This window comes from Kocuria sp. CCUG 69068, assembly GCF_020833785.1.
Taxonomy (GTDB): domain Bacteria; phylum Actinomycetota; class Actinomycetes; order Actinomycetales; family Micrococcaceae; genus Kocuria; species Kocuria rosea.
Genome location: NZ_PDDL01000066.1, coordinates 1 through 20,896, shown reverse-complemented (window position 1 = coordinate 20,896; position 20,896 = coordinate 1). Strand labels below are relative to the sequence as shown.

Below are 20,896 nucleotides of genomic sequence, written 5' to 3'. Positions count from 1 at the left end.
CCGCCGGCCGGGAGAGCGGGCTCCGGGAGCTCGCGGCGGCCGTCCGGGCCACCGGCACGGAGCCGGCCCTCGACGTCGCCCCCGCGGAGTCCGCGCCGCAGGCCCCCGCCGCGGACCCGACCCTGCTGCTCGAGGTGCCCGCCCCGCGCCTGCCCGTCCCCTCCGCGGAGGAGATCGAGGACCTGGTGGACCGGCTCACCGGCCGGGACCGCGCGCGGTGCCCGCCCGAGGACCCGCCCGACGACCTGGCCGAGGACCTGATCGACGACCCGACCGACAGCGGAGGAGCCACCCCGTGGGACCCCTGATCGTCCAGAGCGACCGGACCGTGCTGCTCGAGCTCGACCACGAGGACGCCGACGACGCCCGGCGGGAGCTCGCGGCCTTCGCGGAGCTCGAGCGCGCCCCGGAGCACGTGCACACCTACCGCATCACCCCGCTGGGCCTGTGGAACGCCCGGGCCGCCGGGCTGGACGCCGAGCAGGTGCTCGACGTCCTCCTCACCCGCTCCCGCTTCCCGGTCCCCCACGCCCTGCTCCTGGACATCGACGAGACGATGTCCCGCTACGGCCGCCTGGTGCTCGAGCAGGACCCGGTGCACGGGCTCGTGCTGCGCTGCCACGACGCCCCCGTCCTGGAGGAGATCGCCCGGCATCGGAAGATCGCCCCGCTGCTCGGTCCCCGCATCGACGGCGCCACCACGGTGGTGCACGCGAGCGCCCGCGGCCAGCTCAAGCAGCTGCTGCTCACCGTGGGGTGGCCGGCGGAGGACCGGGCCGGCTACGTGGACGGCACGCCCCACCCCGTCGCCCTGACGGAGACGGACCCAGTGACGGGCGAGGCCTGGGCCCTGCGCCCCTACCAGCGCCACGCGGTGGAGAACTTCTGGGCGGGCGGCAGCGGCGTCGTCGTCCTGCCGTGCGGCGCCGGCAAGACGCTGGTGGGTGCCGGGGTGATGGCCGCGAGCTCGACGACGACGCTCGTCCTGGTCACGAGCACGGTCTCGGCGCGGCAGTGGAAGGCCGAGCTGCTGCGCCGGACCACCCTGACGGAGGACGAGATCGGCGAGTACTCCGGAGCCGTCAAGGAGGTCCGCCCGGTGACGATCGCCACCTACCAGGTGCTGACGGCGCGCCGCGGCGGGATCCACCCGCACCTCGAGCTGCTCGACGGGCACGACTGGGGGCTGATCGTCTACGACGAGGTGCACCTGCTGCCCGCCCCCGTGTTCCGGATGACCGCCGAGCTGCAGGCGCGGCGCCGGCTGGGCCTGACGGCCACCCTGGTGCGCGAGGACCAACGCGAGGGCGAGGTGTTCTCCCTCATCGGCCCGAAGCGCTACGACGCGCCGTGGCGGGAGATCGAGGCCCAGGGCCACATCGCCCCCGCCGACTGCGTCGAGGTCCGGGTGGAGCTGCCCCTCGCGGACCGGATGGCCTACGCCTCCGCGGAGGACGCCGACCGGCACCGCCTCGCCTCGTCCTCCGCGCACAAGCTCGACGTCGTGGCCCGGCTCGTGGCCCGCCACCGCGGGGAGCCGGTGCTCGTGATCGGGCAGTTCCTGGACCAGCTCGACGAGCTGGGCGCGCTGCTGGCCGCCCCGGTGCTCAACGGCAGCACCGGCACGGCCCGGCGGGAGAAGCTCTTCGCCGCGTTCCGGGCCGGGGAGCTGCCGGTGCTCGTGGTCTCCAAGGTCGCGAACTTCTCGGTGGACCTGCCGGAGGCCTCGGTCGCGGTGCAGGTCTCGGGGGCCTTCGGCTCCCGCCAGGAGGAGGCGCAGCGCCTGGGCCGACTGCTGCGGCCCAAGCACGACGGCCGCCCGGCGACCTTCTACACCGTGGTGGCCCGCGACACCGTGGACGCCGACTACGCGGCCCGGCGCCGCCGCTTCCTCGCGGAGCAGGGCTACGCCTACCGGATCGTCGACGCCGCCGCCGTCGAGGCCCCCGGCGAACTCCCCGAGGACCGGTGAGCGCCGTTCAGCCGGCGTTCAGGGTGTTCCGAGAAAATGAGCGGCGTGAAGAACGACAACCCCGAAGCGAAACTGCTCGTCGTCGACGACGAGCCCAACATCCTCGAGCTGCTGGCGACGTCCCTGCGCTTCGCCGGCTTCGAGGTGGTCACCGCCGCCAACGGCCGTGACGCCCTGGCCAAGGCGGAGTCCGAGAACCCGGACCTCGCGGTGCTCGACGTCATGCTCCCGGACATGGACGGCTTCACCGTGACCCGCAAGCTGCGCGCGTCCGGGCAGCACTTCCCCATCCTCTTCCTCACGGCGAAGGACGAGACCGAGGACAAGGTCACCGGTCTGACCGTGGGCGGCGACGACTACGTCACCAAGCCCTTCAGCCTCGACGAGGTCGTCGCCCGCATCCGCGCGGTCCTGCGCCGCACGCAGCCCGCCGAGGAGGACGACTCCCGGCTGCGCGTGGACGACCTGGTCCTCGACGACGACGCGCACGAGGTGTTCCGGGGCGAGCGGGAGATCGACCTGTCCCCCACCGAGTTCAAGCTGCTGCGCTACCTCATGCTCAACCCGAACCGCGTGCTGTCCAAGGCGCAGATCCTCGACCACGTGTGGGAGTACGACTTCAACGGGGACGCCTCGATCGTGGAGTCCTACATCTCCTACCTGCGCCGGAAGATCGACAACGACCCCGAGCTGCCCCCGCTGATCCACACCAAGCGCGGCGTCGGCTACCTCCTGCGCTCCCAGCACAAGAACCACTGACCCGGCCCCGGGATGCACACCCTGTCCTCCCGGTGGCGCTCGGCATCGCTGCGCTCGCAGCTCATGGTGCTCACGGGCCTGCTCCTGGCGCTGTCCATCCTGGTGACGAGCTTCGTGGCGATCTCGGTGCTGCGCACCTCGCTCCTGAACGACATCGACCGCGGGCTGCGGGACTCCGTCCGGCCGGTCTCCACCGTGCTGGTCGCAGACATGGGCGGGGCTCAGGGCGTCCAGGTGCCGCACGCCGGGTTCCTGCTCGACGCCGACGGCGAGACCCTCGCCGAGGCGGTGCACACCCCGGAGGGCGTGCTCGAGCGGCGGCCGGACCTGTCGCAGGTCGACCTCGAGCACGTGCGGGAGAACCCCTTCGAGCCGACGACCGTGGGCTCCGTGGACGCCCCGGACCGCCGGTGGCGGGTGGTCGCGGCCGAGACGGAACGGCTGAACCTCGTAGTGGCGGTCGCCGAGCCGCTCGACGACATGAACGCGATGCTCAGCGCGGTGACCCTCCTGACGCTGAGCTTCGGGGTGGCGACCCTGTTCGCGGCCATGGCGGTCGGCTGGATCCTGGTCACCCGGGCGTTCGCGCCCCTGCACCGGGTGGAGCAGACCGCCGCCCGGATCGCCGAGGGCGACCTCTCCCAGCGCATGGAGGGCTACAACCGGCAGACCGAGATCGGCCAGCTCTCGGCGTCGCTCAACGCGATGCTCGGCCACATCGAGGACGCCTTCGACGCCCGCACCCGGTCCGAGACCAAGCTCCGGCGGTTCGTGGCCGACGCCTCCCACGAGCTGCGCACGCCCCTGGTGACCATCCGGGGCTACTCGGAGCTCTACCGGCACGGCGCCCTGCAGGAGCCCGAGGACGTGGCCGGGGCGATGTCCCGGATCGAGTCGGAGGCGAAGCGGATGACGCAGCTCGTGGAGGACCTGCTGATGCTCGCGCGCCTCGACGAGCGGCGGCCCGCGGAGAACGTCGACGTGGACCTGCTCCACCTCGCGTTCGACGCGGCCGGGGACGCCCGCGCCTCCGCCCCCGACCGGCGGATCGAGGTCGGCGGTCTGGGGGGCGGGGGCCCGGTCTCGGCATGGGTGCACGGCGACGAGTTCCGGCTGCGCCAGGTCGTGGCGAACCTCGTGACCAACGCCCTGCGCTACACCCCGGAGGGCACGCCGATCGAGATCGCGGTGGGCGTGGAGCGCTCGGTCGACGACTCCTTCAACGCCGTCCTGCAGGTGCGCGACCACGGCCCGGGCATCCAGGGCGAGGACGCGGAGCGCGTCTTCGAGCGCTTCTACCGGGCCGACTCCTCCCGCACGCGCGAGACCGGCGGGACGGGGCTGGGGCTGTCCATCGTGGCCGCGATCGTCCAGCAGCACGACGGCACGGTGCGGCTCACCGAGACCCCCGGCGGCGGGGCGACGATGACCGTGCGCGTGCCGGGCATCGAGCCCGCCGACGACGCCCCGGAGGTGTGAGCGGGCCCGTCAGGACTCGTAGGTGCCCTGGTGGAAGCGCAGCTGCCAGGGCCCCAGCTCGTTGCGGGAGTCCTCCCGGACCCACAGGGAGCTGCGCAGGCTCGTGCGGTCCCCCGCCGTGAGCCGGTAGACAAGGTGCACGGCCGCGGGGCCGAGCTCGGTGGCCTCCAGCACGTGCACGTCCACCGCGCCGAGCCCGGGTTCGCGGGGCAGCCGGTCGAGGACGTCCGCCCGGGAGCGCCACGACCCCGAGGCACCGACCTCGGCGAAGGCCTCGTGCAGCAGCTGGCCCAGCCGGCCCGGGTCCGCCCTGACCTCCGGGCGGAGCAGGTCCCGCTCGAGTTCCTGGACGGTCTCCCCCGCCGTGCGGCCGCGGGCGAGCTCCTCCTCGTGGGCGAGCAGCTCGCTCAGCAGATCGGGGTCGTGCCGGTCCTCGAACGCGCCGGGATCCTCGTCCTCCCCCGGCCCTGGGGCCTCCACCAGCGGCGCGGCGTCCACCGGCTCCGGGGCGTCCAGCAGCTCCCGGGCCGGGGTCCGGGTGCCCGCTCCGTCCGGGTGCCGGGCGGCGCCGTCGAACCCGGGTCCCTCGGGCGCGGGGCGACCGGTCTGGAACGCCGTGGCCACGGCCCGGGCACGGATGTCGGCGGCCTCGTTGAGCTCGTGGCCGGCGTGGCCCTTGACCCACTCGAAGCGCACGTCGCGGCCCGCCATCGCGGCGTCCAGGGCCTTCATGAGCTCCACGTTGAGGACGGGCTTGCCGTCCCTCTTCTTCCAGCCCTTCTTCTTCCAGCCGGGCATCCACTTCGTGATCGAGTTGATGACGTACTGGCTGTCGCACAGCACCCGCAGGGGCTCGTCGGGGCGGTGTGCCGTGGCCTCGAGCAGGTCCAGGACGGCCTTGAGCTCGCCCATGTTGTTGGTGCCGTGCGGCCACCCGCCGGCCCGCCAGGTGTTGTCGTCGATGTACCAGGCCCATCCCGCGGGACCGGGATTGCCCAGCGCGGAGCCGTCGGCGGCAGCAGTGATCGTCATGGCACTCATCTTTTCACGGCGCCCGGACGCCGTGCGCCACGGGCCGCGTGCACCACGGGCCGCGTGCACCACCGGCTCAGTCGCCGGGCTCCTGCTCGAGCTGCTGCTGGGCGACGTCGCGCACCCCGGCGACCCTCGACACCTGCACGGCCGCCGTGCGCAGGTCCGTCTTGCCCTCGAGCCGCAGGAGCAGCTCCACCTCGGTGCCCTCGGACCCCTCGACCGTCCGGCTCGAGACCACGGAGGCGCTCAGCTGCAGCTCGTCGACCACCGTCAGGACCTCCCGCAGCACGCCGTGCCCGTCCTCGTAGCGCAGCCGGAGTCCCTGCGGGGCCACCATCCCGGGCAGGCGGCGGGAGAGCGGGGTCAGCAGGATCGCGGAGACGAAGTGCAGGCCCGTGGCGACGACGGCGAGCGGCACGAGCCCGGCCCCGCAGGCCATCCCGATGGCCGCGGAGAGCCAGATGCTCGCAGCCGTCGTCAGGCCGTGCACCACGTCCCGGTTCGTGAAGATCACGCCCGCGCCCAGGAAGCCGATGCCCGTGATGATCTGGGCCGCCACGCGGGAGGGGTCGGGACCGGCGTCGATGCCGGGCAGGACACCGAAGCCGTAGGCGGACACGAGGGTGAACACCGCCGATCCGGTGCCGACCAGGGCGTGCGTGCGCAGCCCGGCGCTCTTGCGCCGCAGCCGCCGTTCGAGGCCCACCAGCGAGGTGAGCCCGAAGGCGATCAGCACGAGCGCGACCTGGACGGGGACCGCGTCCCACACGACGACGTCCACGGCACCTCCTCCGGCAGCTGGTGCTCACGATTGAACACCACTTCCGGCCCTGCGGCACCAGGTGCGGGACGACGACGGGCCGGGCACCTCCGCGAGGTGCCCGGCCCGTGCCGGATGCGTGCTGGGCACGCTCGACGGGTCAGCCGTCGATCACATCATGCCGCCCATGCCGCCCATGCCGTCGTCGGCACCGGCACCGGCGCCCGCGGGCTCCGGCTTGTCGGCGACGACGGCCTCGGTGGTGAGGAACAGCCCGGCGATGGACGCCGCGTTCTGCAGCGCGGACCGGGTCACCTTGACCGGGTCGTTGATGCCGGCGGCCATCAGGTCCTCGTACTCGCCGGTGGCGGCGTTGAGGCCGTGGCCCTGGGCCAGACCGCGGACCTTGTCCACGACCACGCCGGCCTCGAGGCCGGAGTTGATCGCGATCTGCTTCAGCGGGGCGTCGATGGCGACCTTCACGATGTTCGCGCCGGTGGCCTCGTCGCCGGTGAGCTGCAGCTTGTCGAACGCCTTCTGGCCGGCCTGGATCAGGGCCACGCCGCCGCCGGCGACGATGCCCTCCTCCACGGCGGCCTTGGCGTTGCGCACGGCGTCCTCGATGCGGTGCTTGCGCTCCTTGAGCTCGACCTCGGTGGCGGCACCGGCCTTGAGGACGGCCACGCCGCCGGCCAGCTTGGCCAGGCGCTCCTGCAGCTTCTCGCGGTCGTAGTCCGAGTCCGAGTTGTTGATCTCGGCGCGGATCTGGGCCACGCGGCCCTCGATCTCCTCGGCGGTGCCGGCGCCGTCGACGATGGTGGTCTCGTCCTTCGTCACGACGACCTTGCGGGCCTGGCCCAGCAGGTCCACGGTGGCGGTCTCGAGGGAGAGCCCGACCTCCTCGGTGATGACCTGGCCACCGGTGAGGATGGCGATGTCGGCCAGCTGCGCCTTGCGGCGGTCGCCGAAGCCGGGGGCCTTGACGGCCACGGACTTGATGGAGCCGCGCATCTTGTTGAGCACCAGCAGCGCCAGGGCCTCGCCCTCGACGTCCTCGGCGATGATCAGCAGCGGCTTGCCGGCCTGCATGACCTTCTCGAGCACGGGGACCAGGTCCTTGACCGCGGAGATCTTGGAGTTGACCACGAGGATGTAGGGATCCTCGAGGACGGCCTCCTGGCGGTCGGCGTCGGTGACGAAGTAGCCCGAGAGGTAGCCCTTGTCGAAGCGCATGCCCTCGGTCAGCTCGAGGTCCAGCCCGAAGGTGTTGGACTCCTCGACCGTGATCACGCCCTCCTTGCCGACCTTCTCCATCGCCTGGGCGATGAGGCGGCCGATCTCGGGGTCGCCGGCGGAGATCGACGCCGTGGCGGCGATCTGCTCCTCGGTCTCGACCTCCTTGGCGGAGGCCAGCAGCTCCTCGGTGACCGCGGCGACGGCCTTCTCGATGCCGCGCTTGAGGCTCAGCGGGTCGGCGCCGGCGGCCACGTTGCGCAGGCCCTCCTTGACGAGCGCCTGGGCGAGCACGGTGGCGGTGGTGGTGCCGTCGCCGGCGATGTCGTCGGTCTTCTTGGCGACCTCCTTGACGAGCTCGGCGCCGATCTTCTCGAACGGCTCGTCGAGCTCGATCTCCTTGGCGATGGACACGCCGTCGTTGGTGATCGTGGGGGCGCCCCAGGCCTTCTCGAGGACCACATTGCGGCCGCGCGGGCCGAGGGTGACCTTGACGGCGTCGGCCAGGGTGTTCAGGCCCCGCTCGAGTCCGCGGCGTGCCTCTTCGTCGAAAGCAATCATCTTTGCCATGTGACTTCGTCCCTCCTGGACGGTAGACAAACGGTCGACCTCCACGGTGCCCGCGACGGACGGCGCGCACGACGGCGGACTCTTCCCGACGCCGTGCGGCACCTCACCGTGGTGGTTGAGGTGTCACTCCTGTGCCGGTGGCTGCCCGGGTCGGGCCGGGGACCGAGCCATTAGCAGTCCACACGACTGAGTGCTAATCGCAATCTTGGCACTCGTCCCCGGAGAGTGCAAACCCCTGAGCCGATTCCGCTCAGCCCTGCCACTCCTCGCGCAGGACGCCGTAGACCATCCGGTCGTAGTACTCGCCGCCGACCCTGCGGGCCCGGCGGATCCTGGCCTCCTCGGTGAAGCCCAGCTTCACCGCCACGCGGCACATGCCCGCGTTGCCGCTCCACGTCTCCAGGTCGAGGCGGTGGGAGTCGGAGTGGGCGAAGAGGTAGTCGATCCACAGGCGCATCGCCTCGGTGCCGTAGCCGCCGCTCCAGTGCTCCGGGGAGTACACGGTGATGCCCAGGGAGCGCAGCGGCAGCAGGTGCGTGCCGTCACCGGGGTCCTCGGTGGGCTTCTCCGACCAGTACCAGGACACCTGCCCGATGAACCGGTCGTCGGCGGCGTCGGCGATCACCATCGTCTCGCGCGGGTCCGGCCAGTCCCCGGCCGTCACGTGCTCCCGGAGGGTGCCGAGCCAGCGCTGGGCGCCCTCGGCGGTGAAGTTCGGGTAGAACGGGCCGTCCGTGCGCTGCCACTCGTGCTCGCCGCCGCCGGCGGGCGGCATGATCCACGCCTCGTAGTCGACGAGGTCCTCCTCGGTCCAGTCGCGCACGCGGACTCGGCTTCCTTCGATCTGCACGGTGGTTCCTTCCGGTGGCGTCAGGGGTGGACGACGTCGTGGTGGACGACGTCGTGGTGAACGGCGTCGGAGCGGTCGGGCTCCGGGACCGGAGCCCGATGGGGGACGCCTCGAGGACCGGGCCGGCTCAGGACCCCGTGGACGTGGCGCCCGGCGCCGGGGCGGCCTCGCCCGGGGCGTTGAGGAACGCGAACACCCCGACGCCGAGGGTCAGCACCCCGGCCAGGACGATGGCGGTGAGCTCCCGGGCGCCCACGCGGACGGTCGGCCGGACACCGCGGTGGGCGCCCTGTCGAGGCCCGTCCTCGGGGACGTCGTCGAACTCGTCGTGCGGGTACTGGGTCATCCGTGGTCTCCTCGCTGCCGGCGCAGCCTGGCCACGAGCATCGGGTCGTGCTCGAGGGCTGCGCGGGTGTCGATCAGGACGTTGAGCCGCTGGTAGTAGTGGGTGGGCGAGAGGTTCAGGCGGCGGCGGATCTCCATCTCCTTGGCCCCCTGGTACTTCCACTGCAGGTTCTCGAGCGAGAGGATCTCGCGGTCCACGGCGTCCAGGCCGGTCCCCTCGCCGGGGTCTTTCCCGCCGGGGGCGGCCTCCCCGTCCGGCACCGGCTCCGCGCCGAGGGCGGCGTCGTCGCCGGGCCGGGCGTCCGCGGGCACCGCGTCCTCGGGCACCGCGTCCTCGCCGGTCACCGCGACTCGGCCCGCGGCCGCAGGGAGAGGGTGGTCAGCTGCGCGTCCTCGCCCGCGTCCACGACGGCGCGCACCGCCGCGGCCACGGACTCCGGCCGGAGGTAGCGCTCCGGGACGTACTCGTGACCCAGGCCCGCCTGGATGTCCCGCTGCATCTGCGTGTCGACCGGGCCGGGGTGCACCGAGCTGACCACGACGCCGTCGGCCTCGACCTCCTGGCGGAGCGAGTCGGCGAGCGCGCGCAGGGCGAACTTCGAGGCCGCGTAGACGGCGTCCCCGGCGCGGGCGTTGAGCCCCGAGCCGGAGTTGAGGAACACGACCTTCCCCCGGGCCGCTCGCAGGGCCGGCAGCAGGAGCCGGGTCAGCTCCGCGGGGACCACCACGTTGAGCTCGAGCTGGGCCCGCCAGTCCGCCACGGAGGCGGCCTCCACCGTGGTGCGCCCGGCCACGGCCGCCGAGTGCACCAGGACGTCGACCCGGTCCAGGCCGGCCACCACGGACGGCAGGGCCGCGACGTCGGTCAGGTCGGCGGCGCGGACGGTGACGTGCGGGAGGCCGGAGAGCTCGGCCAGCCGGCCGGCGTCCCGGCCCAGGGCCAGGACGTCGTGGTCGCGGGCGAGGTCCACCACGCACGCGCGGCCGATGCCTCCGGTGGCCCCGGTGACGACGGCGAGGGGTCGGGTCTCGGTGGAGGAAGCGCTCATGCGCCCACTCTAGCCAGTCCGCCGCCGGTCCCGCCCGCCCCGGACGGAACGGGCCGGGGCGGTGGCGGCCCCGGTATCCTGGCCCGCAGCCGACCACACGGAGGAGCCCCATGGCAGCCGACCCCCACGCCGCGGGAGATCCCGGGGCGGACCCGGACAGCGCGGAGAAGCCCTCGTCGCCGGCACAGATCACGAGACCCTCGTGGAGCTACATCCTGCGCCGGACCGTCCACGAGTTCCGCCGCGACGAGTGCACGGACTCGGCGGCGGTGATGACGTTCTTCGCCGTGCTGTCCATCTTCCCGGGGCTGCTCACGGTGGTGTCGATGCTCGGCGTCGTCGGTCAGGCCGAGGCGACCACCAGGACCCTGCTGCGCCTGCTCGACGAGTTCGGGGTCCCGGAGGGGGCCGTGGCCGTGCTCGAGGGGCCGATCGGCGAGCTCACCGGCTTCCCGTCCGCGGGCCTGGCACTGGTCACCGGTCTGGTCGGCGCCCTGTGGACGGCCTCGGGCTACGTGCGGGCCTTCGGTCGGTCCATGAACCGGATCTACGAGGTCGAGGAGGGCCGCCCCGTCTGGAAGCTCTACCCCCTGATGATCGCGGTGACGCTGTCCCTGGTGGTCCTGGTGGTGGGCATGATGCTGCTCCTGCTGCTCTCCGGGCCGGTCGCCGAGCGGCTCGGCGGGCTGATCGGCCTCGGCGAGGCGGCACTCCGGCTCTGGCAGGCCGCCCGGATCCCGGCCCTGCTGCTGCTGCTCGTCTTCGTGATCGCCCTGCTCTACTACGCCACCCCGAACATCCGGCAGCCGAGGTTCCGGTGGCTCAGCATCGGCTCGGTGGTCGCCATCCTGGTCATGAGCGCTGCGACCACAGGGTTCAGCTTCTACGTGTCCAACGTCAACGACTACAACGCCACCTACGGTGCCATCGGGGGAGTGATCGTCCTGCTGCTGTGGATCTGGATCATGAACATCGTGCTGCTCGCGGGCGCCGAGCTCAACGCCGAGATCGAGCGCGGACGCCAGCTCCAGGCCGGGATCGAGGCCGAGGAGAACCTGCGGCTGCCGCCGCGGGACCTCCGGGGCGTGCGGCGGATGCAGGCGAAGGAGCAGGAGCTCGTCGAGGAGGGCCGCGCGCTGCGCCGTCGGCACGCCGGTCCCGACCCCACGGAGCACGCCCGCGCCAGGGACGGCACGGCACCGGCCTAGAGTGGTGCACGGCGCACCCGTTTTCGCACCCGCATCGACCCCGCACCCGCACCGAGGAGCACCGTGAGCGAGACCCAGCCCCTGGACAGGATCATGGCCCCCGACTGGGCGGAGGCCCTGGCCCCCGTGGAACCGCAGATCCGGCGGATGGGCCGGTTCCTGCGCGAGGAGCACGCCGACGGGCACCGCACGCTCCCGGAGGGCCCGGCGGTCCTGCGGGCGTTCCAGGAGCCGCTCGAGCAGGTCAGGGTGCTGGTCGTCGGGCAGGACCCCTACCCCACTCCCGGCCACGCCATGGGCCTGTCCTTCTCCGTGCAGCCCCAGGTGCGTCCAGTGCCCCGCTCCCTGCAGAACATCTACAAGGAGCTGCGGGACGACCTCGGCGTCGACCCGCCGGAGCACGGGGACCTCTCCGCGTGGTCCCGGCAGGGCGTGATGCTCCTGAACAGGGTCCTCACCGTGCGCGAGGGGGCCCCGGCCTCCCACCGGGGCAAGGGTTGGGAAGCGGTCACGGAGCGCGCCATCAAGGCCCTCGCCGGCCGCGGGACCCCGCTGGTGGCCATCCTGTGGGGCCGGGACGCGCGGAGCACTGCCGCGTGGCTGGACGGCTTCCCCACGGTCGAGTCCGCGCACCCGTCCCCGCTGTCCGCGTCCCGGGGCTTCTTCGGGTCCCGGCCGTTCTCCCGCACGAACCAGCTCCTCGAGCAGCAGGGCGCGGAGCCCGTCGACTGGCGGCTGTGACACCAGGAGGCCTCCGTTAGGGTGGGCGGCATGACGACGACCCCCGGGGCCCGGCCCGCCAGACCCCGCAAGCCGCAGCTGAACCTGACGGTGCGCTCCCGCGAGCTGCTGTCCCCGTCGATGGTCCGGGTGGTCCTGGGCATCGACGAGCCCGAGCGCTACGCGGACATCGTCCCGCCCGAGAAGTACGTCAAGCTCGTCTTCCTCCGGCCCGGCACGGGCGAAGCCGGCACCGCGCTCCCCGGGACTTCGATCCCCGGCACGGACGCTCCTGACGCCGAGACCACAGGCTCGTTGCGGCCGGGGGCGGAGCCTGGCCGGAACCCCGACTACTGGGAGCTCAAGGAGACCCTGCCGGGCGACCGGCAGCCCGTCACCCGCCACCTCACCATCCGCCGGTACGTGCCGGAGCGGCACGAGCTGTGGATGGACTTCGTGCTGCACGGTGACGACGGCTTTGCCGGCCCGTGGGCGGCCCGCGCCGAGCCCGGGGACCGCATCATCGCCCTCGGCCCCGGGGGCAGGTGGACGCCGGCGCCGGACGCCGCGTGGACCCTGATCGCCGCCGACGACGCCGCGATCCCCGCCGCCCTCGCCGTCCTGGAGACCCTCCCGGCCTCCGCGCAGGGCGAGGTGCTGCTGGAGGTGGACACGCCCTCCGACGTCCAGCCGGTGTCCGCCCCGGCCGGGATGGCGGTGCGCTGGGTGTTCCGGGCGGACAGCGGTCCCGGAGAGGACCCTGCCCTGGTGCGGGCCGTGCGCGAGGCCGGGTGGCCCACCGACCCGGAAGGGGTCCAGGTCTTCGCCCACGGCGAGCGGGAGGTCATGAAGGCCCTGCGCGAGGAGCTGTTCACGCGCCGTCGGCTGGAGCGGGACCAGGTCTCGCTGTCCGGCTACTGGGCGAGGGGCCGCACCGAGGACGTGTTCCAGGCGGAGAAGAAGCTGCCGGTCGGCCAGATCCTCTGAGCCGGACCCGCGAGCGGTGATCCTTCGGACTGCGCGGCGCTGAGCTGCTCGTCCCGAGATCGGGCACCGGTTCTCGGACGCGCCCGGGAGCCGTGCCGTCCCTCCGCGTCTCACGGCCGCTCCTCCCCGCCCCAGGGCATGGCCCCGGCCCGGGCCACGGGCTCCGTCTCCGTCTCCGTCTCCGTCTCCGTCTCCGTCTCCGTCTCCGTCCTTATGGTGTCGGACCCGGTGGGGATCATGAGACATGACCACCACCGCCGGCCGGCCGCGGAGCCCGGAGGAGGTCCTCGGGGAGGACACGGCCGTTGCCGACCGTGAGTACGCCGGTGCTGTGACGGAGCTGGTCGAGGACGCCCGGGCGGAGGCACGGGCTGCGGGCCGGCAGCTGCGGGTGATCCACCGGATGTGGCAGCTGCAGGAGCAGGCGCACGATCGGCGACGGGCGGCCCGGGCACGCTGGTCGAACGAGCGAGCCCGCAGTCGTGGGCAGCACGTCCCGGAACCGGAGAAGCGCACGGTGCTGGACGTGGCCGACGAGATCGGCCCGGCGCTGCGGCTGCCGGCGGGTACGGCGGTGCGCCGTGTGGAGAACGCGGTCCTGCTCGCCGAGAGCCTGCCCCGGGTCCTGCAGGCTCTCGAGTCCGGGGCGATCGCCCCGCGCCAGACCGAGGTGATCGTGGACCTGTGGCGGGACCTGGTGGGTGTGACCGGTCGGCCGCCCGAGCAGCGGCCGCTCGGCGAGGCCGTGTCCCGTGTCGTGGACGAGCTGCTGGAGAAGGCCCCGACGGCCACCGCGTCGCAGCTCCGGGCGCTGGCCCGGAGGCGGCGGGCCTGGTTGCTGGCCGGGTCTCAGGAGGACCGTCACCGGCTGGCCCGCCGGGGGCGCAGGGTGTGGATAGAACCCGAGGAGGACGGCATGGCGCGGCTGTGCGCGCTCCTGGACGCGGCCACCGCCCACGCGGTCCACGCCCGTCTCGCGTCCATCGCCGCCCGTGTGGATCCGCACAGCCCGTCGTCGGACTTGGCCGGGTCCGCGTGTGGCGGCCAGGGCGTCGCTGAGGGCCGGGGCCCGGACGACGACCGGAGCTGCTGGGAGGACGGGCCGCGCACGGCAGGGCAGCTGCGCGCGGACGTGCTCGCCGCACTGCTGCTGGACGGCGAGCCCGCCTGCATGCCGGAGCACCTGCGCGGGATCCGCGGGCAGGTCACGGTCACCGTTCCCGTGCTTTCGCTGCTGGAGCACAGCGCACAGACTCCCGACCGCGGATCCCCCGGCCGGTCGCCCGACGGAGACGGGCTTCCCGGAGGATCACCCGACGGAGGCGCGCTCCCCGGCAGATCACCCGGCGGACACGCGGTCCCCGGTGAATCATCCAACGGAGACGGGCTCCCCGGCCGATCATGCAGCGCCGGCGGAGCCACCGGCCGCGGCGGGCCTGCTGGGAGCCCGGGCTGCGCGGAGCTGGCCGGCTACGGGCCGATCCCGGTGAGCGTGGCCGAGCGGATCGCCGCCGGCGCCGGGTCCTGGTCGAGGGTTCTGACACATCCGGTCACCGGCACCGTCCTGGACCACGACCGCACCACGTACGCCGTGCCGGCCGATCTCAAGCGCCGGCTGCGAGCGAGGGACGGCACCTGCCGGTTCCCCGGATGCCGGCGCCGTGCCGAGCGCTGCGACCTCGACCACACCGTGGCCTGGGTCGAGGGCGGGCCGACCGCCGCGGACAACCTCGCCCATCTGTGCCGTCACCACCACGTCCTCAAGCACCGGGACGGCCCGCTCGGGCGCTGGCGGGTCCAGCACCGCCGCCGGGAGTCCCCGGAGGGCGTCCTGGAATGGACCTCACCGGCAGGACGCGTCCACGTGACCTACCCCCAGCAGCACCACCACCCCGTGCTCTCGCCGCTGCGGATCGCCGACGACCTGCCCGTCGACGGCGGCCCCCCGGCAGAGCAGGCACCGGACGAGCCGTCACCGGCTGCGGTCCTGTGGACACCCCGCAGGACCGTGCCCTCCGGCGCCCGGCCTCACCAGGTCCGCCCCCACGGGGTCCGGCAGGACGACGACCCGCCTCCGTTCTGAGCCGCACCGACGATCCACCCCGGCGATACCCCGGCCCACAGCCCACCACAGTGCCGGCCCGGCCCACAGCGCCCTACGGTGCTGACACTGGTCAGCGTGTCAGCGGCGCCGGTTGCGCCGGGAACTGGTGCCGTTGAGGTGCCCCACGAAGGGCCGCATGAGGTACTTGCCGAGCACCACTCCGGAGGCCAGGGCCACGATGGAGGCCATCGCGTTGACGAGCCCCACGATCCCGGGGCCGTAGGTGTCCGTCTCCACGGTGATGGTGTACATGCCGCGGAAGATGGACAGCCCGGGCAGCAGGAAGGTCATCGCGGGGATCGCCAGGACCAGCTGGGGAATCCGGTGCCGGGCCGCCAGCACGGTCGCCACGCACCCGCTGGTGATCGCCGCGAGCGCCGTGTCCAGGCGGGAGCCCAGGCCGGCGGCCATGCCGGTGTGGTAGACCACGAGACCGCCGAGGGCGGCGGCCACGGTCGAGAGCACGTGACGGGGCTTGGCCTGCATCGTGACCGCGATGAGCCCGGTGGCGATCAGCATGAACACGGAGTTGGTCAGCGGGCCCACCGGGTCGAAGGCGCTCTGCGAGACGTCGACCCGGGGCATGCCGGCGTAGCCGGCCACGGAGATGCCGCCGGCGATGCCGGCCACGATGCCGAGGAACGCCATGGACGTGGAGAGCAGCCGCCCGGCCGCCGTGACGGGGAACCCGTTGATCGCGTCCTGCATGGTGGAGACCATGCGGGTGGTGGGCAGGAGCAGGATGATCCCGCCCGCGATGACCCGTGCCGGGGACAGGTCGACACCGGCCCAGGACATCAGCAGGGCCATCGTGGTGAGGATCCCCGACTGGGCGGCCATGGTGAAGAACTCGGGGATCCGCCAGACGCCCAGCCGGTGCGCCACGACCTGGTTGACGACCGAGGACAGACCGGCCACGAGCGCACCCAGCACTCCCCCGCCGATGCCGACGGTGATGGTCATCGCCGCGGCGGCCGTGGCGGCCCGCACCATCCACCGCGGATAGGGCTTGGGCTTGGCGTTGATCGCCTCCAGGCGCCGCTCCGCCTCCCCGCGGGGCATCTCACCGCCCGTGATGTCCGCGACCAGCTGGTGCGTCTCGGCCAGCCCCGCGTAGTTGTCCGTCCAGGAGCGCACGACCCGCATGACCGTGTGGCTGTTGGTGTCCGGGTCGTTGAAGACGTCCTCGCGGGTCCGGGTGTCCCCGCCGTCCGGCTGGTCGTCGGCGATGTAGTTGATCGTCACGGCCTGGTTGGTGATGTCCACCTCGACGTTCTCGACCCCGTAGGTGGCGCACACGGCGATGATGGCGTTCTCGACGTCGAGGGCGTCCGCGCCGTAGTGGAACATGGTCTCCGCGAGCCGCAGCGCAAAGTTGAGGGTGCGCCGAGCCTGCCGGCTGGTGGACTCCCCGAACCGGCGCAGATTGGCGAAGGGCGAGGCGTTGAGCCGTTCCACCACGCGCATGGGGGCGGTCGGGGCGGCCTCCCCCTGCAGGATGGAGCGCAGCCGGGCGCGCCCGCCCGGCCGGTCCCCCTGCGCCCGGGTGGACGGGTAGGCGCCCCGCTGCATCCGGTCGGAGCTCTTGCCGGGAGCCGGGAGCGGCCCGATCGTCGTCGTCTCCGGGCGGGAGACGGGGACCGTGTCGGTGCCGGTGCGGCGCCGCCGGCGCGCCGACGCCGGCAGGGGCACGGTCTCGGCGGCGGAGAGCAGCTCGCGGCGCTTCTCCGGCTCGGGGGTGTCCCCGTGCCGGCGGATCAGGCTCGTGCTGAGCACGGGCAGCGCCTGCGGGGCGTCGGGCACGATGTCGAGCACGGTGGTCCCGGCGCGGCGCCGGGCGTGCTGGGCCTGGTCCTCGGTGGGGCGCACCGCGGGCAGGCCCGCGCCGTGCCGGGCGACCGGGCGGGCGGCGCCCGTGAGCGTCGTGTCCCCGCCCGGACCGAAGGGCTCGACGACGTGGAGGTCGGGCTCCTCGGCACCGTCCGACGAGGGGTAGGCGGCGAACGGGCGCAGGGGGGCGCGCTGGTCGGTCACCACGCGGCGTTCCTCCTTCCGGGGCGCGGGGGCGGGGGCCCGGCGGGCGGTCGGGGTCGGGGTCGGATCAGTAGAAGGGCTGGCCCGTGCGGCGGACCCACAGCTGGCGCTGGACCTTCTCGGCCACGTTGGTCCACACCGCGTACTTGGCGGGGCTCAGGACCTGGTCGTGGACGCCCACGAAGTCGACCACGGTCTTGGTGAAGCTCGTCTTGAACAGCCCCAGACCGTAGTAGGGGTGCTCCTTGTTCTTGAGCTGGTCGCTCGGCGGGGTGCCGCAGAAGTCGTACTCGACGATCCCGTGCTCCCGCATGAGGTCCGTGATCGCGGTCCACTGCAGCAGGTGGGAGTCACCGTACTGGCGGCGCCGGGGCTTCGAGCCGCCGTCCTTGTAGGTGCCCTTGGTGCCGTAGGCGATGACGTAGGCGCCCACCGAGGGCTCGCCGTCCTCGTAGGTGAAGTACAGCCGCCCCTGGCCGGCCTGCTCGAACGCCGTCCAGAACTTCGCGTAGTACTCGTAGGAGCGCAGGTTCACGTTCGCGTCCCCCTGCCCCACGGTGTCCATGAGCGCGTACATCCGGCGCATGTTCTGCTCGGTCAGCTCGACCCGTTCGACGGTGCAGCCCTCGCGCAGGGCTCGCCGGACGGCGTTGCGCCCGCGGGAGTGCAGCGACTTCAGCACGGCCTCCTCGTCCCGGTCGGTGTCGAGGACCGCTGTGGAGTCGTTGGGCTGGATGTTGAAGGACTTCTTCAGCCCGGCCCGCGCGAGCACGCCGCGGGCGTAGTCGGAGTCCAGGACGTCCGGCTCGATCTTGATCGCGAAGACGTTCAGCCGCTGCTCGGCCACGAGCCGGGCACTGGCCGCGGCGATCCCGGGGATGTCGTCGACGGAGGCGACGTCCGGGCCCTTGATCATGTACCAGAGCTTGCCGAGGGCGGGCACCGCCTTCTCGAGGACGAGGTTGTAGGACGCCTGTCCGCCGTCGGCGGGCTCGTGCACGAGGTGCAGGGGCCGCCAGCCGTGGTCCGCCTTGACGTCCGCGAAGGACGCCGACTGCAGCAGGTTGCCGCCGTGCGGGTTCGCCGTGACCTGGGTGTCCCAGGCCTCGATCTCCTGGGCGGTGGCGAAGCGTGCGGTGAACTCTCGCAAGGCTCTCTCAATCGTCGGGGTCGTCGGGGCCGGCCGGCCGGGGGCGGCCGGCGGGCCGGTGCGCCGGCGGGGGCCGGCCCCGGTCAGTCTAACCGCGCGGGCCTGAGGGGCCTCTGAGCCGTGCCGCTCGGGCGCCGCGCCCCCGTTCCCGTCCCCGCGGCGGGCCCGGGACGGGACCGGGGCGGCACCGGGTGCCGCGCTGTGTATTCTGTTCAGGCGGTTCGCACCGGCAGGTCCGCGGCGCGCACCGGCAGGTCCGCTCCGATCCCCGGCGCGGTCCGGACCAGGGAGGTGGCGGGAGCCGTGGGTGGACCGGGCGGGCGCTGGAGCATCGCCCGCGCCGCGGTCCTCGTGACCGGACTGACCGCCGTCTCCACCGTGCTGGGCTTCGCCCGGGACGTCGTCGTCGGCGCCGTCTTCGGCGCGGGCGCCGAGCTCGACGCGTGGCTGGTGGCCCAGGGCGTGCTGAACGTCGTCCTCGGCCTGATCGCCTGGGCGATGGCGCGCTCCGTGACCCCCGTGACCTCGCGGGAGGCCGCCCGGGAGCGCGCCGACGGCACGGGGTGCCGCGGCCACCGCGGCTTCGAGGTCTCCCTCACCGTCACCGTGGTCGTCCTCGGCCTGGCCGCCGTGGTGACGGGGCTGCTCGCGGAACCGGTGACGGCCCTGCTCGCCCCCGGGTTCGACGACGCCCAGACCGCCACGGCCGCCTCGCTCACCCGGATCGTCCTCGTCGCGACGGTGCTCGTGGCCGGCACGGACCTGCTGGCCTCGCTCGTCCAGGCCCACGGCCGCTTCGCGTGGTCCTCCCTGCAGGGCGTCCCGTTCAACCTCGTCATGATCGCCGCGGCAGGTCTGTTCGGGCCCCGGTACGGCGTCTCGGCGCTCGCCGTGGGCTACGTGGTGGGCTCGGCGGCGCGGCTGCTGATGCAGGTGCCCCCCGTGCGGGCGCTCGGCTCCCGGCTCCGGCCCCGGTGGGACCTGCGGGACCCGGGCTTCCGGGAGATCGCCCGGCTCGTGCCGCCCATGCTGGTGGGCAACGCCGTGGTCAACATCAACACCCTCGTCGACCGGGCGGTGGGCTCCACCCTCGAGGACGGCACGATCACGGCGCTGACCTACGGCTGGCGCCTGGTCGACCTGCCGGAGACCCTCGTCATCGCGGCCCTGCTCGTCCCCCTGTACCCGGCCCTGGGCGCCTCCGCGGACGACCGGCCCGAGCTGCGCCGGCTCGTCGACCGCGGGCTGTCCGTGGTCGTCACCGTGCTCGCCCCGGTGTGCGCGGTGTTCGTGGTCGCGGCCGGACCCCTCGTCGCCACGGCCTTCGGGCACGGCGCGTTCGACGACGGGGACGTCGCGGCGACGGCCACCGCGGTCGCCTGGTACGCGCCGGCGCTGCTCGCGCTCGGCTTCCGCCAGGTCGTGGTCCGCGCGTCCTACGCCATCGGCGACTCCCGCGGGCCCGTGGTCGTGGCGGTGCTGGCGATGGTCGTCAACGTGGTCGGCGACGTCCTGCTGGCCCCGGTGCTGGGCCTCGCCGGCATCGCCGCGGCCACGACCGCGTCCCTGGTCGTGGCGGCGCTGCTCAACGCGTGGCTGCTGCACCGGCGGCACGCCGGGCTGGACGCCAGGGCGACGACGGCACTGGTGGCGCGGGCGCTCGTGCTGGCGGCCGTCGCCGGCGCCGCAGGGCTGGGTGCGCGGGAGGCGCTGGCGGAGCTGCCCTCGTTCGTGCTCGCGGCGCTCTGCGCCGCCGTGGTGGGCGGGACGTACCTGCTCGGGCTCGTCGTGCTGCGGGCTCCCGAGCGCCTGCTCGTGGGCGAGACGCTGCGGACGCTGCGCCGGAGGCGCTGACGCGGCGCCGCCCTACCCGGAGCGGGCGCCGTTCCTGAGCCGCCAGGTGGCCAGGTGCCACGTGGGTCCGGGATCGCGCAGGTCCCACACGCTGTGCTGGGCGCCGCGGCCCCAGCGGAGGGTGTCGGCGACGTCCGCGGCCAGACCGCCGCGGCGCTCCACGGAGGCCCGCCGCAGGTCCCCGGCGAGCCAGGCGTAGCGGACCCCGGGGCGGGCGTCCGGCAGCTCCGGCACGGGCGCGCCGAGCACCAGCCGGCCCCACGCGTCGGCCAGCCCGGGGCGGGCGGCCTCGGCCAGGGCCATCGAGCCGAAGAAGCGGCCGTTGAGGTCGATGAGCTGCGGGACGCCGTCGTCCCCGGTGAGGAACTGCAGCTCCACGAGGCCCCACCAGCCCAGGTCGCGCAGCAGCACCTCGGCGCGCGCCGCGAGCTCCTCGTCGACGGGCACCGTCTGCGCACGGGTCGAGACGCCGTTGGGCGTGGGCCACAGCCGGGAGGTGGTCTGCTGCACCCGGCCGCGCAGGCGGCCGTCGTGGTGGACCCCGATGAGGGCCCCGAGGGTGCCGCGCACGGGCACCTGCAGCACCGGCTCGGCACCGGCCTCGCGGATCCGCCGCACCTGTCCGGCGGCGGCGGGGGCGTCCGGGAAGAGCTTGGCCTCGATGCGGTGGGGCCGGGTCTGCCCGGGCGCCCAGTGCGCCCGGCACTTGACGACGAGCGGGCCGTCCCAGGCGGCGAGCGCCTCGTCCGTGGCCGCCAGCGTCCGGGGGGCGGCGAGGCCCGCCCGG

General features: G+C 73.7%; 19 protein-coding genes. 9 read left to right on the top strand and 10 right to left on the bottom strand.

Annotated features, from left to right (window positions below; genetic code table 11):
* From CRM73_RS12720 to CRM73_RS12705, 4 genes are all read left to right on the top strand, one after another.
* Positions 1-308 (top strand): hypothetical protein (locus CRM73_RS12720; protein WP_229587956.1); only part of this gene is annotated, 308 nt, incomplete at its 5' end.
* A complete protein-coding gene (locus CRM73_RS12715) occupies positions 296-1,972 on the top strand; it encodes a DNA repair helicase XPB (protein WP_229587954.1) in 1,677 nt (558 codons plus the stop codon). The genes CRM73_RS12720 and CRM73_RS12715, both read left to right, overlap by 13 nt.
* Positions 1,973-2,008: 36 nt before the next feature.
* The gene (locus CRM73_RS12710; RefSeq protein ID WP_229587952.1) at positions 2,009-2,731 is read left to right on the top strand and encodes a response regulator transcription factor; all 723 of its coding nucleotides are present in this window, start codon (positions 2,009-2,011) and stop codon (positions 2,729-2,731) included.
* Between the two features lie 12 nt (positions 2,732-2,743).
* Positions 2,744-4,210 carry a cell wall metabolism sensor histidine kinase WalK gene (locus CRM73_RS12705; RefSeq protein ID WP_017832746.1) on the top strand — a complete coding sequence of 489 codons (1,467 nt, stop codon included), beginning with the start codon at positions 2,744-2,746 and terminating at the stop codon, positions 4,208-4,210.
* 9 nt (positions 4,211-4,219) lie between these two features.
* Here CRM73_RS12705 and CRM73_RS12700 read toward each other — a convergent pair whose 3' ends face one another.
* From CRM73_RS12700 to CRM73_RS12670, 7 genes are all read right to left on the bottom strand, one after another.
* A complete protein-coding gene (locus CRM73_RS12700; RefSeq protein ID WP_229587950.1) occupies positions 4,220-5,242 on the bottom strand; it encodes an RNase H family protein in 1,023 nt (340 codons plus the stop codon).
* A gap of 76 nt (positions 5,243-5,318) precedes the next feature.
* Positions 5,319-6,026 (bottom strand): MgtC/SapB family protein, encoded by a 708-nt coding sequence (locus CRM73_RS12695; RefSeq protein WP_229587948.1) that lies wholly within the window; start codon positions 6,024-6,026, stop codon positions 5,319-5,321.
* 150 nt (positions 6,027-6,176) lie between these two features.
* Positions 6,177-7,808: a chaperonin GroEL gene (groL, locus tag CRM73_RS12690; protein WP_035926880.1), complete on the bottom strand. Its 1,632-nt coding sequence runs from the start codon at positions 7,806-7,808 to the stop codon at positions 6,177-6,179.
* Positions 7,809-8,058: 250 nt separating this feature from the next.
* Positions 8,059-8,658 (bottom strand): GNAT family N-acetyltransferase, encoded by a 600-nt coding sequence (locus CRM73_RS12685; RefSeq protein ID WP_095650833.1) that lies wholly within the window; start codon positions 8,656-8,658, stop codon positions 8,059-8,061.
* A 127-nt stretch (positions 8,659-8,785) separates the two neighbouring features.
* Positions 8,786-9,004, bottom strand: coding sequence for a hypothetical protein (locus CRM73_RS12680; protein ID WP_229587946.1), 219 nt, complete (start codon positions 9,002-9,004; stop codon positions 8,786-8,788).
* Positions 9,001-9,330, bottom strand: coding sequence for a DUF3263 domain-containing protein (locus CRM73_RS19960; RefSeq protein WP_229587944.1), 330 nt, complete (start codon positions 9,328-9,330; stop codon positions 9,001-9,003). The genes CRM73_RS12680 and CRM73_RS19960 overlap by 4 nt, the downstream gene beginning before the upstream one ends.
* Before the next feature lie 14 nt (positions 9,331-9,344).
* Positions 9,345-10,052, bottom strand: coding sequence for an SDR family oxidoreductase (locus CRM73_RS12670; RefSeq protein ID WP_017832753.1), 708 nt, complete (start codon positions 10,050-10,052; stop codon positions 9,345-9,347).
* A gap of 110 nt (positions 10,053-10,162) precedes the next feature.
* Here CRM73_RS12670 and CRM73_RS12665 point away from each other — a divergent pair, with 110 nt between their 5' ends.
* From CRM73_RS12665 to CRM73_RS12650, 4 genes are all read left to right on the top strand, one after another.
* Entirely contained in the window at positions 10,163-11,260 is a 1,098-nt protein-coding gene (locus CRM73_RS12665; RefSeq protein WP_109222511.1) for a YihY/virulence factor BrkB family protein, read from the top strand.
* A gap of 63 nt (positions 11,261-11,323) precedes the next feature.
* On the top strand, positions 11,324-12,001 hold the full coding sequence (locus tag CRM73_RS12660) for a uracil-DNA glycosylase (RefSeq protein WP_126349883.1): 678 nt from the start codon (positions 11,324-11,326) through the stop codon (positions 11,999-12,001).
* Positions 12,002-12,031: 30 nt separating this feature from the next.
* Positions 12,032-12,967: a siderophore-interacting protein gene (locus CRM73_RS12655; protein ID WP_035927159.1), complete on the top strand. Its 936-nt coding sequence runs from the start codon at positions 12,032-12,034 to the stop codon at positions 12,965-12,967.
* A 244-nt stretch (positions 12,968-13,211) separates the two neighbouring features.
* Positions 13,212-15,050 carry an HNH endonuclease signature motif containing protein gene (locus CRM73_RS12650; RefSeq protein ID WP_229587942.1) on the top strand — a complete coding sequence of 613 codons (1,839 nt, stop codon included), beginning with the start codon at positions 13,212-13,214 and terminating at the stop codon, positions 15,048-15,050.
* A gap of 99 nt (positions 15,051-15,149) precedes the next feature.
* Here the strand turns inward: CRM73_RS12650 and CRM73_RS12645 are convergent, their stop codons facing one another.
* Positions 15,150-17,108, bottom strand: a complete 1,959-nt coding sequence (locus CRM73_RS12645) for a threonine/serine exporter family protein (protein ID WP_229587940.1) — start codon at positions 17,106-17,108, stop codon at positions 15,150-15,152.
* Positions 17,109-17,172: 64 nt separating this feature from the next.
* Positions 17,173-18,255: a peptidoglycan bridge formation glycyltransferase FemA/FemB family protein gene (locus CRM73_RS12640; protein ID WP_017832760.1), complete on the bottom strand. Its 1,083-nt coding sequence runs from the start codon at positions 18,253-18,255 to the stop codon at positions 17,173-17,175.
* 303 nt (positions 18,256-18,558) lie between these two features.
* Here CRM73_RS12640 and murJ point away from each other — a divergent pair, with 303 nt between their 5' ends.
* Positions 18,559-20,109, top strand: a complete 1,551-nt coding sequence (gene murJ, locus CRM73_RS12635) for a murein biosynthesis integral membrane protein MurJ (RefSeq protein WP_017832762.1) — start codon at positions 18,559-18,561, stop codon at positions 20,107-20,109.
* A 12-nt stretch (positions 20,110-20,121) separates the two neighbouring features.
* Here the strand turns inward: murJ and CRM73_RS12630 are convergent.
* Positions 20,122-20,896 (bottom strand): ATP-grasp domain-containing protein (locus tag CRM73_RS12630; RefSeq protein WP_229587938.1); only part of this gene is annotated, 775 nt, incomplete at its 5' end.